Here is a 12497-nt window from a genome sequence, read left to right as displayed (position 1 = left end):
CAGGGCAGATGCGTATCAGGAGGCGTTTTCCCGGGTGAGCGTCCGGAGGGCTCGGAATGCGGCGCCGGGCCGGTCGTTGAAGTCGTCGTCGGGCAGCCGCGCGAGCAGATCGAGCACGGCACTGATGTGGCGGCACCGCGCAGCCTGGTCGATCAGTTGTCTGGTCGGGTGACGACGCTGGCTTCGGGGGAGAGCCTGGAGCGTGGCGTAGGCCTCCGCGAGAGAGTTGATCTCCGCCTGGCCGAGCCGGGACGCCGGCTCGACCTGCTGGACGGTGCCTGGGTTGCCGCTGGCGGCGGCCAGGAGCCGTTCCACCCGCTTCGCGGCCGTGACCCGGAGGTTGTCGATCGGGATCGCCGCCACCAGTTCCAGGGCGCCGGTCGCCTCGCCACGACGGGCGCGCAGCAGTGCCGCGACCATGAGGTTCTCGCTGACGATGGTGTGCCACCCGGCGGCGAGGTGCCGTACCGATTCCAGGGCTACCCGGTACAGGTCCTCCAGGGTGGCGGTGTTCGGTGGTGGCCATGGTGTGGTGGCCGGTGCGGGCCGGCCGCGGAAGCGGTCGAGGTACGGTGCCAGCGGCGGACCGAGGCGGTCGGCGGCGGTGGCGGCGTCGGGGACGATGTCGAGGTCGCCCCAACGGGTCGGCCAGGCGTGCCGGCGGTCGATGGTCCAGGTGAGGGCCTTGTCGAGGGCGTCGCGCCGTGTCTCGGGGGCGATGACGAGTCCGGTTTCGAAGGCGACCGCCCAGGTGTCGGCGGTCAGGGCGAAGGTGGGGTCCAGACCGAGGTCGCGGCGGATGTCGTCGCCGGTGTCGACGCGGTCGAGCTCCAGCGGGCGGGGGCCGGGTGGTTGGCGCAGGAACGTGACGTCTCCGGGTATGTCGCCGGTTGCGGGCCGGATGAACCGTAGGGTCGTCCCGCCGGTGGCGATGATGACGTCGTCCGCGCCCCAGAGCACTCCGCTGGTGTCTTCGGCCGCGTCGACGACGTGCTGCCGTTCAGGCTCTCCGGCCAGCGACCAGATTTCGATGTGGCCGCCGGTGGTGAGGCATGCCGCGCGGTCGCCGTCGGGCGCCCACGCCCAGGCGGTGTGATCTTCTTCGGCGGTGTCGATGTGTGGGAGCGCCACGTCGAGGTCGTAGCGGTGTTCGCCGTTGTCGTAGATGGCGACGGCGGGTCGAGCGCCGGGTTCGTTGCCGGCGGGGATCACGACTGCCAGTCGGCTCAGGCCGTTGCGGTCCGCCCAGCGCAGTTCGCCGGCGCCGGGGCGCTGGGGCAGGTCGGCGACCGGTCGGCCGGTCGTCGTTTCGGCGATCACGAGTCGGCCCTGCGACCGGTAGGCCACCAGCCGCTGGTCGGGGCTCCACGACACCGCCGCTCCCGGCGTTGCGATGTCAACGAGCCAGCACACTTGCCGGCTGTCGACGTCGATCGCGTACACCTCGCCCGCTTCGGCGCGGGCGAAGATCCGCGTTCCGTCCCGCGACCACACGGACTGCTCGGGGTAGAGCCATCTGGGCTCGGATGCGTCCTCGGCCCAGTCGGGGAGCGTGTCGGCCAGCAACAGCACCGACGCCTGCTCGTCACCGCCGTCGTGCTCCCCGCCGTCGGGTATCTCGTCGTCGTAGACCCAGCCGTTCGTCAGGGAGACGAGGCAGCCCGACACCTGCCGGTCGAACCCGACGTGCACGTACGCACGGGTGCCGTCCGGGGCCAGGGCGAACCCGGGCGGCCGCCCGGACCCGTCGGTCACGGCCGCGGCCCCGATCGGCTCGACGCTCTCGCCGAACGGATCCCACGCCCCCACCACGTTGGTGTCGAAGGCCGCCGTGATGCGCCGGCCGTCGGCGGACCACTGCAACAGCCCCGGGTGGCCGGGCCAGCCGACACCACCACGGATGCCGTCGAGCACGTTGACGCAGCGGCCGGTGGGCACCTCCCAGATCTGCAACGCCGCGCCGCGCTCGTAGTCGTCACCGCAGTGACTGCCGACTGCCAGGTAACGACCGCACGGGCTCAACGCGAAGGCGTGAATCTCCCTGGGATGCACGTCGGGATGACGCAGGACCGCGCCGGCCGCCCTGACCCGCGCGGTCGCGAACCGATGCGCCTCGGTCACCCCGTACGCCTGCTCCAGCGCGACCAACGCGGCGCGCAACGGCGGCAGGTCACGCACCGGCGTGAACGCCGACCAGTCCGCCGCACGCAGCACCGTCAGGTACGCATCGGGATCCGCAGCTGACGGGCGAAGATCCACAAAGCTCGGTGCGCGGCGAGTGACGTCGCTCCGCGGAGCGCTGCCCGGCATATCCATGGAGAGGAACATAGGCGGCAGCACCGACAGACCGCGGGCGACCGGTGCCGGGTCGCTTCGACACGCTGGTGGGGCGTCGCGGATGACGCGCAGGCCGTGAGAGCAGCGGCCGGGTGTCCGTTTCCCGTCCTACCGGACGGCGTCGAGGTCGACGGGTGCGCCCGGGAGGGCGTCCGGGGCCGGCGGGCCGGTCATGAGCGCGTCGAACACGAGGTGCAGATACCGTGCGGGCTGCGCGGCGACGTGCCCCGGCAGGCGGTCGGGATGGCAGGCGAAGACGTTCAGCAGCAGGACGACGTCGCCGGTGCCGACGTCGTGGCGGACCAGCCCGTCCCGCTGCCCGCGACGGACGAGGTCGTCGAGCAGTTCGAGCCACTCCTGGCGGGCCCGGGCGAACGACGGCGAGGCATGGAAGCTCGCCGTCGACAGGTCGGCCAACGCGGCGGCGAGGGCGCCCCGGCCGGGGTCCGCACACCAGTGGACCAGTCCGCGCAGCGCCGTCCGGGCGTCCCGGCTGCTCTCACCGAGGCGGCGGGTGACGGCCACGAGGTCCGTCACGTATTCCTCGGCGACGGCGGCGATGAGCGCCTCGCGGGTCGGGAACCGGCGGTAGAGCGTGCCGATGCCGACGCCGGCCCGACGGGCGATCAGGTCCATCGGGGCGGCAAGTCCCTGCTCGGCCATCACCGTGCGGGCGGCGGCGAGGATCTTGCCGAGGTTCCGTGCGGCGTCCGCCCGCAACTGCTCCGGCCCCGCGTCACCGATCTTCAATGCCGACCCCTATCCGGAACGTCTTCTTCCGGTTAGGGTAACCCACATAACCGGAGGGACGCATTCCGCTTAGGAGGTGGGCATGATCGTGGTGACCGGGGCGGCCGGGCAGATCGGCCGCGCGTTGATCGGGCAACTCGACCGGCGGGGCGTACGCCGCCGCGCGGTGGTGCGCCAGCACCGGCAGGGCGCGGAGCTGGGCGGCAGCTACGTCGTCGGCGACTTCGACGACCCGGACTCGATCAGGAAGGCCCTCGAGCCGGGGGCGCGGCTACTGCTGAACAGCTCCCTCGGGCCGGACTTCGTCAGGCAACAGCGGAAGCTCGTCGACCTCGCCGCCGAGGCGGGCGTCGCCCACGTCGTGAAGGTGTCGGTGCGCGGCGCCACCCCCGGTGGATTGCTCGGCCTCGGTATGCACGGGGAGGTCGAGGCACACCTGAAGCGCTCCGGGCTGGCCTGGTCGATCCTCCAGCCGGTCGGCTTCATGCAGAACCTCTTCACGGAGGTCGCCTTCGACGGCGACGAACAGGGGCGGTTCCACGGCTCCTACGGCCCGGGCCGGGTGGGCTACATCGACGCCAGGGACGTCGCGGAGGTGGCCGCCGTCCTGTTGACCCGGCCCGTGGGCGAGAACGAAACGCTGGTGCTGACCGGGTCCGAGGCGCCGACGCACGAGGAGATTGGCGAGGTGCTGACCCCGACCCTGGGCCGGCCCGTGCGGTACGTCGACCTCACCGTGCCCGCCATGGCCGAGCGACTCCGGGCGGCCGGGATGCCGGCCGCCGCCGCCGACGACCTCGCCACCCTGATGCGCCTCGTCGGTGACGGCCGGTGGGCGAGCACGACCGGTGCCGTCCGCGAGCTGACCGGTCGGCCGCCTCGTACGCTCGCCGACTTCGTCACCGCGCACGCCGACCGGTTCCGCTGACGCACCTCGGGCCACCGGGCTGCCCGGTGGCCCGGGCCGGGGCCGGCGACGCCCGGCCGGCGTCGAGGGCGGGTCAGGCCGGGCCGGCCCCGTCGGCCAGGACAGTCAGGATCTGCTCGCCGTACTTGGCCAGCTTGTTCTCCCCGACGCCGCTGACCCGGGACAGCTCCGCCAGCGAGGCCGGCGCGTCGGTGGCGATCTGCCGCAGCGTCGCGTCGTGGAAGATCACGTACGCCGGGACACCCTGCTCCTTGGCGGTGGCCGCCCGCCAGGACCGCAGCCGCTCGAAGACCGCTGTCGCCGCCGGGGACAGCTCGGCGACGACGGTGGCCGACCCGCGCGGCTTGGCGGCCCGGGACGGGGCGACCTTCTCCGGCTCGCGGCGCATCATCACCGTCCGGCGGCGGCCGAGCACCTCGGCGCTGGCGTCGGTGAGCACCAGCGTGCCGTAGTCGCCCTCGACCGCGAGCAGGCCCTCGGCCAGCAGCTGGCGGACCACCCCGCGCCACTCGGCCTCGCGCAGCTCACCGCCGATGCCGAACACGGTCAGCGAGTCGTGGCCGTACTGGGTGACCTTGTCGGTGGCCCGGCCGAGCAGGATGTCGATGCAGTGCCCGGCGCCGAAGCGCTGGTTGCGCTCCCGGTCGAGCCGGAACACCGTGGAGAGCAGCTTCTGCGCGGCGACCGTGCCGTCCCAGGACTCCGGCGGGTTCAGGCAGGTGTCGCAGTTGCCGCACTCGGTCGTCCGCCGCTCGCCGAAGTAGTCGAGCAGCTGGGCGCGGCGGCAGCGGACCGTCTCGCAGAGCGCCAGCATCGCGTCGAGGTGCGCGGCCAGGTTCCGGCGGTGGGCCAGGTCGCCGTCCGACGTCTCGATCATCTTGCGCTGCTGCACCACGTCCTGCAGCCCGTACGCGAGCCAGGCGGTTGACGGCAGGCCGTCCCGGCCGGCGCGGCCGGTCTCCTGGTAGTAGCCCTCGACCGACTTCGGCAGGTCCAGGTGCGCGACGAACCGCACGTCCGGCTTGTCGATGCCCATGCCGAAGGCGATCGTCGCCACCATGACCAGCCCGTCCTCGCGCAGGAACCGCTGCTGGTTGCGGGCGCGGGTGGCCGCGTCCAGGCCGGCGTGGTAGGGCAGCGCCGGGATGCCGTTGGCGGTGAGGAACTCGGCGGTCTTGTCCACCGAGGCCCGGGACAGGCAGTAGACGATGCCGGCGTCGCCGGGGTGCTCGTCGCGCAGCAGGGCGAGCAACTGCTTGCGCGGCTCCCGCTTGGGCACGATCCGGTACTGGATGTTGGGCCGGTCGAAGCTGGCCACGAAGTGCCGGGCGTCGGTGAGCTTGAGCCGGGTGGCGATCTCGGCGCGGGTGGCGCTGGTCGCGGTGGCGGTCAGCGCGATGCGGGGCACGTCGGGCCAGCGTTCGTGCAGCATCGACAGGGCCAGGTAGTCGGGGCGGAAGTCGTGCCCCCACTGCGACACGCAGTGCGCCTCGTCGATGGCGAACAGGGCGATCTCGCCCCGGTCGAGCAGGGCCTGGGCGGAGCGGGTGCCCAGCGCCTCGGGGGCGAGGTAGAGCAGGTCGATCTCGCCGGCGACGAACGCCGCCTCGACCCGCCGGCGGGCGTCGGGATCCTGGGTCGAGTTGAGGAACCCGGCGCGTACGCCGACCGCGGTCAGCGCGTCGACCTGGTCCTGCATCAACGCGATCAGTGGCGAGATCACCACCGCCACGCCGGGGCGGACCAGTGCCGGGATCTGGTAGCACAGTGACTTGCCGCCCCCGGTGGGCATCAGCACCAGCGCGTCGCCCCCGGCCACCACGTGCTCGATCACCTCCTGCTGGAAGCCGCGGAAGGCGTCGTAGCCGAACACCCGGCGCAGCACCTCGACCGGGTCGGCGGTGCGCAGGTCGGTGGGGGAAGCCATCCGCGGATTCTACGAGCGGCCGCCGACAGCCGGCCGGCCCCGCGCCGCCGGGCGCGCCGGGAGCGGACCGGACAGGGGGACACCCCGGGGGGACGGGCGCGGGCGCACAGCCGGCCGGCCCCGCGCCGCCGGGCGCGCCGGGAGCGGACCCGGACAGCGGGGGACACCCCGGGACGGGCGTCCGCCGGGCCGGTCGACCGGGCGGGATAGAGTCGCTGTTTGACCACATCGCGGCCGGGACCAGCCGGCCGCGGCGCCACGGCTTGGGGGTAGGGGTGAGCGAGGCGCGCACGGCCGAGGAGCGGGACGGCATCCCGGCGGGGATCGCCGGGCAGCCCGCTCCGGCGGAGTCGGACACCACACTGGTGGTGGTCACCGGGCTCTCCGGGGGCGGCCGCAGCACGGTGGCCCGGGCGCTGGAGAACGTCGGCTACTACGTGGTGGACAACCTCCCGCAGGCGCTGATGCTCGACATGGCCGAGCTGGCGTTCAAGGCCGGCGGGGCGGCCCGGCGGACCGCCATGGTGCTCGACGTCCGCTCGCGCGCCTTCTCCACCGACCTGGCCGGGGCGATCCGGGAGCTGAAGGAGCGCGGCTTCTCGCCCCGGGTGGTCTTCGTCGACGCCGACGACGAGGTGCTGATCCGCCGGTTCGAGAGCGTCCGCCGCTCGCACCCGTTGCAGGGCGACGGGCGGTTGGCCGACGGCATCGCCGTCGAGCGCGGCCTGCTGGAGGAGGCCCGGGACCAGGCCGACGTGATCATCGACACCAGCCACCTGAACGTCAACCAGCTGCGCCGCCGGATCGAGGAGCTGTTCGGCGGCGAGGACGCCCGCCGGCTGCGGGTCACCGTGCTCTCCTTCGGCTTCAAGTACGGCCTGCCGCCGGACGCCGACTTCGTGCTGGACGCCCGGTTCCTGCCCAACCCGTACTGGGTGCCGGAACTGCGTGAGCACACCGGGCGGGAGGAGGCGGTCAGCTCGTACGTGCTCGGCCAGGAGGGCGCGGACGCCTTCGTGGCCTCGTACGCCGACCTGGTCAACGCCACCACCACCGGCTTCGAGCGGGAGGGCAAGCGCTACCTGACCGTGGCCGTGGGCTGCACCGGCGGCAAGCACCGCAGCGTGGCGATCGCCGAGGAGCTGGCCGCCCGGCTGCGCCAGTCCGGCCTCGCCGCCAACGCGCAGCACCGGGACCTGGGGCGGGAATGACGACGGCGAAGGTGGTGGCCTTCGGCGGCGGGCACGGCCTGTCCGCGTCCCTGCGCGCGCTGCGCCGCTGCGCCCCCGAACTCGACCTGGACATCACCGCGGTGGTCACCGTCGGCGACGACGGCGGCTCCAGCGGCCGGCTGCGCGCCGAACGGGGCGGCCTGCCGCCGGGCGACCTGCGTCAGGCGCTGGTCGCGCTGGCCGGCGACCACCCCGCGACGCGGCGCAGCGCCGGGCTGTTCCAGCACCGCTTCGCCGAGGTGCCGGCGAGCCCGGACGGCGACGCGCTGGCCGGGCACGCGGTGGGCAACCTGGTCCTGCACGGGCTGATGGAGCTGCTCGGCGACCCGGTGGCCGCCCTGGAGCACGCCGGCGCGATGCTCGGGGCGGTGGGCCGGGTGCTGCCGATGTCCTGCGAGCCGGTCGGCATCGAGGCGCGGGTCCGCGGCGTCGATCCGGAGCACCCGGACGAGGTGCGGACCGTCACCGGTCAGCACCAGGTAGCGGTGACCGCCGGCCGGGTGGAGTCGCTGCGGCTCACCCCGGCCGCGCCGCGGGCCTGCCCGCAGGCGCTCACCGCGATCGGCGCGGCGGACTGGCTGATCTTCGGGCCGGGCAGCTGGTACACCAGCGTGCTGCCGCACCTGCTGGTGCCGGAGCTGGCCGGGGCGATCGTCAGCAGCCCGGCCCGCCGGCTGGTCACCCTGAACCTGGCGGCCGAGAAGGAGACCCTCGGGTTGTCGGTGGCCGACCATCTCGCCGCGTTGCGCTGGTACCTGCCGGAACTCAAGGTCGACTTCGTGCTGGCGGATTCCAAGGCGGTGGGTGACCCCGAACCGGTCGAACGTGCGGCAGAATCGCTGGGTGCCCGACTGGTCCTCGCCCCCGTCGCGGTCACCGACGGCACTCCCCGTCATGATCCGGCCGCCCTGGGCGCCGCACTGGTGCCCGTCCTGGGCGCCGATCGTTAGACACGTACGTAATCTCCGGCGACACGCCGGAACCGGTCCGTGAGGGGACGCACAATGGCGATGACGGCTGCGGTCAAGGACGAGCTGAGTCGGGTCGACGTGCCCAAGCCCTGCTGCCGGCGGGCGGAGATGGCGGCGCTGCTCCGCTTCGCCGGTGGGCTGCACATCGTCTCCGGCCGCGTGGTCGTGGAGGCGGAACTCGACACCGGTGCGGTGGCCCGCCGGCTGCGGCGGGAGATCGCGGAGGTCTACGGCTACCCCAGCGAGATCCACGTGCTCGCCTCGGGCGGGCTGCGCAAGGGCAGCCACTTCATCGTCCGGGTGGTCAAGGACGGCGAGGCGCTGGCCCGGCAGACCGGCCTGCTCGACGTGCGCGGCCGGCCGGTACGCGGGCTGCCACCGCACGTGGTCGCGGCGAACGTGTGCTGCGCGGTCTCGGCCTGGCGCGGTGCGTTCATGGCGCACGGCTCGCTGACCGAGCCGGGCCGTTCCAGCGCGCTGGAGATCACCTGCCCCGGGCCGGAGTCGGCGCTCGCCCTGGTCGGCGCGGCCCGGCGGATCGGCATCACCGCCAAGAACCGCGAGGTGCGCGGGGTGGACCGGGTGGTGGTCAAGGACGGCGACGCGATCGCCGCGCTGCTCACCCGGATCGGCGCGCACTCCAGCGTGCTGGCCTGGGAGGAGCGGCGGGTCCGCCGCGAGGTGCGGGCCACCGCGAACCGGCTGGCCAACTTCGACGACGCCAACCTGCGCCGCTCGGCGCGGGCGGCGGTCGCCGCCGCCGCCCGGGTGACCCGGGCCCTGGAGATCCTCGCCGACGACGCGCCGAACCACCTCACCTCGGCCGGCCGGCTGCGGCTGGAGCACCGGCAGGCCTCGCTGGAGGAGCTGGGTGCGCTGGCCGACCCGCCGCTGACCAAGGACGCCATCGCCGGGCGGATCCGCCGGCTGCTGGCGCTGGCCGACAAGCGGGCCCGGGACCTGGGCATCCCGGATACCGAAGCGGCCGTCACGCCCGACATGCTCGTGGTCTGATAGGACGGTGAGGCGTCGCGGTCGCGTGCGGGATCACCACCCGACGCAGCGCGCCGCCGTGTGCTCGGATAAGGTCGCTGCGTACGGCAAGGGGGCCGGCACCGGTTCTCCTCGCCGTGCTCACCGCCTCGGGCGGTCAGGTCTCCAACGACCGCGGCGGGGTGGCCGAGATGAACCGTCAACGGCCGGCTCCAACGGTCGGCGCACACCACTTCGCCGGCGGTGATCCCACGCCGGCGGACAGAACGCGAGGAGATGGGACCTGTGACCATCCGGGTTGGCATCAACGGCTTCGGCCGGATCGGCCGCAACTTCTTCCGGGCAGTGCTGGCGTCCGGCGCTGACGTCGAGGTCGTGGCGGTCAACGACCTGACCGACAACGGGACGCTCGCCCACCTTGTCAAGTACGACAGCATCCTGGGTCGCCTCCCGCAGGAGGTCAAGGCCACCGCCGACGAGATCACCGTGGGCGGCAAGACCATCAAGGCGTACGCCGAGAAGGACCCGGCGAAGCTGCCGTGGGGCGAGGTCGGCGCGGACGTCGTCATCGAGTCCACCGGCTTCTTCACCGACGCCACCAAGGCGAAGGCGCACATCGACGGCGGGGCCAAGAAGGTCATCATCTCCGCGCCGGCGAAGAACGAGGACGTCACCGTGGTGATGGGCGTCAACCAGGACCAGTACGACCCGGCCAAGCACACCATCATCTCGAACGCCTCCTGCACCACCAACTGCCTCGCCCCGATGGCGAAGGTCCTGCAGGACACGTTCGGCATCCAGCACGGCCTGATGACCACCATCCACGCGTACACCCAGGACCAGAACCTGCAGGACGCCCCGCACAAGGACCTGCGCCGGGCCCGGGCCGCCGCGCTGAACATCGTGCCGACCTCGACCGGCGCGGCGAAGGCGATCGGGCTGGTGCTGCCGGAGCTGAAGGGCAAGCTGGACGGCTACGCGCTGCGGGTGCCGATCCCCACCGGGTCGACCACCGACCTGACCGTGAACCTCAACCGGGAGACCACGGTCGACGAGGTCAACGCCGCGATGAAGGCGGCCGCCGACGGCCCGCTCAAGGGCATCCTGGTCTACAACGAGGACCCGATCGTCTCCTCCGACATCGTGACCGACCCGGCGTCGTGCATCTTCGACGCGCCGCTGACCAAGGTGGTCGGCAACCAGGTCAAGGTCGTCGGCTGGTACGACAACGAGTGGGGCTACTCGAACCGCCTGGTGGACCTGGTCAAGCTGGTGGGTCAGTCGCTGTGAGCATCCGGACCCTCGACGACCTGCTCGCCGAGGGGGTGTCGGGTCGGCGCGTGCTGGTGCGCGCCGACCTGAACGTCCCGCTCGACAAGCAGTCCGGCGACATCACCGACGACGGCCGGATCCGCGCGGTGCTGCCCACCCTGAGCGCGCTCACCGGGGCCGGCGCGAAGGTGGTCGTCTGCTCGCACCTGGGTCGTCCCAAGGGCTCGCCCGACCCGCAGTTCAGCCTCCGGCCGGTGGCCGGGCGCCTCGGTGAGCTGCTCGGCGCCCCGGTGCACTTCGCCACCGACACGGTCGGCGAGTCCGCCCGCGCCACGGTGGACGCGCTCGCCGACGGCGAGGTCGCGCTGCTGGAGAACCTGCGCTTCAACGCCGGCGAGACCAGCAAGGACGAGGCCGAGCGGGGCGCCTTCGCCGACCAGCTCGCCGCCTTCGGCGACGCCTACGTCGACGACGCCTTCGGCGCGGTGCACCGCAAGCACGCCAGCGTCTACGACGTGCCGGCCCGGCTGCCGCACGTCGCCGGCCGGCTGGTGCTGCGCGAGGTGGAGGTACTCTCCACGCTCACCGGCGACCCGGCCCGCCCGTACGTGGTGGTGCTCGGCGGCTCGAAGGTCTCCGACAAGCTCGCCGTGATCGAGGCGCTGCTGCCCACTGTCGACCGGCTGCTCATCGGCGGCGGCATGTGCTTCACCTTCCTCAAGGCCCAGGGTCACGAGGTGGGCAGCTCGCTGCTCGAGGAGGACATGGTCGAGACCTGCGGCAACCTGATCGAGCGCTCGGGCGGCAAGATCCTGCTCCCGGTCGACGTGGTGGCCGCTGACGCCTTCGCCCCGGACGCCGCGCACGACACCGTGCCGGCCACCGGGATCCCGAGCAAGCGGGTCGGGCTGGACATCGGCCCGGAGACGGTGGCCGGGTTCGCCGCCGCGCTCAAGGGCGCGAAGACGATCTTCTGGAACGGCCCGATGGGCGTGTTCGAGATGCCGGCCTTCGCCAACGGCACCCGCGGGATCGCCGAGGCGATCGCCAAGTCCGACGCGTTCACCGTGGTCGGTGGCGGTGACTCCGCGGCGGCGGTCCGTGCACTAGGCCTGGACGAGTCCGCTTTCAATCACATATCCACCGGCGGCGGCGCCTCCCTGGAATACCTCGAGGGCAAGACCCTCCCCGGCATCGCGGCCCTGGAGAACTGATGGCGAGCGCCACCCGCCGGCCGCTGATGGCCGGCAACTGGAAGATGAACCTGAACCACCTCGAGGCGAACCTGCTGGTGCAGAAGCTGGCGGCCAGCCTCAGCGAGAAGCAGCTCAGCGAGGTCGAGACGGTGGTGCTGCCGCCGTTCACCGACCTGCGCACGGTGCAGACCGCCGTGGACGGCGACAAGCTGCTGATCGGCTACGGCGCGCAGGACCTCTCGCCGTATGCCGCCGGGGCCTACACCGGGGACATCGCCGGCCCGATGCTGGCGAAGCTGGGCTGCACCTACGTGGTGGTCGGGCACTCCGAGCGGCGGGCCTACCACCACGAGGACGACGCGATCGTCAACGCCAAGGTGCAGGCCGCGCTGAGCCACGGGCTGACCCCGATCCTCTGCGTGGGGGAGGGGCTGGAGGTCCGCGAGCGGGGCGAGCACGTGCCGCACTGCTGCGACCAGCTCGACGCCGCGCTGCACGGGCTGACCCCGGAGCAGGTCACCCGGGTGGTGGTCGCGTACGAGCCGGTCTGGGCGATCGGCACCGGCAAGACGGCCACCCCGGAGGACGCCCAGGAGGTGTGCGGCGCGGTCCGTACCCGGCTGGTGGAGACCTTCGGTCAGGACACCGCGGACCAGGTCCGGATCCTCTACGGCGGCTCGGTCAAGGCGTCCAACGTCGCGGCGATCATGGCCCAGCCGGACGTGGACGGGGCCCTGGTCGGCGGGGCGAGCCTCGATGCCGAGGAATTCGCGCAGATCTGCCGGTTCCCGGAGCACATCGCCCGCTGATCGCTCGCTATCCTTGACTCCGCCCGTCCGCCGGTCGGTGCCGCGTGCCCGACCTGCCGGGCGAGGATCGCTACGAGAGGAC

At 72.9% G+C, this 12497-nt stretch carries 10 protein-coding genes; 7 read left to right on the top strand and 3 right to left on the bottom strand.

The annotated features are described in order from the left end of the window. Nucleotides 1–15 precede the first annotated feature (15 nt). Both SM577_RS00350 and SM577_RS00345 read right to left on the bottom strand, forming a co-directional pair. On the bottom strand, nucleotides 16–2328 hold the full coding sequence (locus SM577_RS00350; RefSeq protein WP_474586031.1) for a WD40 repeat domain-containing protein: 2313 nt from the start codon (nucleotides 2326–2328) through the stop codon (nucleotides 16–18). Between the two features lie 117 nt (nucleotides 2329–2445). After that, entirely contained in the window at nucleotides 2446–3087 is a 642-nt protein-coding gene (locus tag SM577_RS00345) for a TetR/AcrR family transcriptional regulator (RefSeq protein WP_302921744.1), read from the bottom strand. Between the two features lie 82 nt (nucleotides 3088–3169). On the opposite strand from SM577_RS00345, the gene SM577_RS00340 reads away from it, so the two are divergent. Continuing rightward, entirely contained in the window at nucleotides 3170–4015 is an 846-nt protein-coding gene (locus SM577_RS00340; RefSeq protein ID WP_474586030.1) for an NmrA family NAD(P)-binding protein, read from the top strand. 73 nt (nucleotides 4016–4088) lie between these two features. Here the strand turns inward: SM577_RS00340 and recQ are convergent, their stop codons facing one another. Then, the gene (gene recQ / locus SM577_RS00335) at nucleotides 4089–5942 is read right to left on the bottom strand and encodes a DNA helicase RecQ (protein WP_474586029.1); all 1854 of its coding nucleotides are present in this window, start codon (nucleotides 5940–5942) and stop codon (nucleotides 4089–4091) included. 323 nt (nucleotides 5943–6265) lie between these two features. Here recQ and rapZ point away from each other — a divergent pair, with 323 nt between their 5' ends. From rapZ to tpiA, 6 genes are all read left to right on the top strand, one after another. Next, a complete protein-coding gene (gene rapZ, locus SM577_RS00330) occupies nucleotides 6266–7153 on the top strand; it encodes an RNase adapter RapZ (protein ID WP_088997526.1) in 888 nt (295 codons plus the stop codon). Further along, nucleotides 7150–8124, top strand: coding sequence for a gluconeogenesis factor YvcK family protein (locus tag SM577_RS00325; protein ID WP_302921747.1), 975 nt, complete (start codon nucleotides 7150–7152; stop codon nucleotides 8122–8124). The genes rapZ and SM577_RS00325 overlap by 4 nt, the downstream gene beginning before the upstream one ends. 54 nt (nucleotides 8125–8178) lie before the next feature. Continuing rightward, entirely contained in the window at nucleotides 8179–9159 is a 981-nt protein-coding gene (gene whiA, locus SM577_RS00320; RefSeq protein ID WP_076467662.1) for a DNA-binding protein WhiA, read from the top strand. Nucleotides 9160–9423: 264 nt separating this feature from the next. Then, nucleotides 9424–10428, top strand: a complete 1005-nt coding sequence (gene gap / locus SM577_RS00315; protein ID WP_302921748.1) for a type I glyceraldehyde-3-phosphate dehydrogenase — start codon at nucleotides 9424–9426, stop codon at nucleotides 10426–10428. Beyond that, nucleotides 10425–11624 (top strand): phosphoglycerate kinase, encoded by a 1200-nt coding sequence (locus SM577_RS00310; RefSeq protein ID WP_474586028.1) that lies wholly within the window; start codon nucleotides 10425–10427, stop codon nucleotides 11622–11624. Before gap ends, SM577_RS00310 begins: the two co-directional genes overlap by 4 nt. After that, complete coding sequence (gene tpiA / locus SM577_RS00305) at nucleotides 11624–12415, top strand: triose-phosphate isomerase (RefSeq protein ID WP_474580488.1); 792 nt, start codon at nucleotides 11624–11626, stop codon at nucleotides 12413–12415. The genes SM577_RS00310 and tpiA overlap by 1 nt, the downstream gene beginning before the upstream one ends. The last annotated feature ends 82 nt before the right edge of the window (nucleotides 12416–12497 follow it).

The sequence above is a fragment of the Micromonospora desertarenae genome, assembly GCF_056150265.1.
The sequence above is the reverse complement of the archived record's forward strand: the minus strand, read 5'-3'. Positions and strand labels throughout refer to the sequence as shown.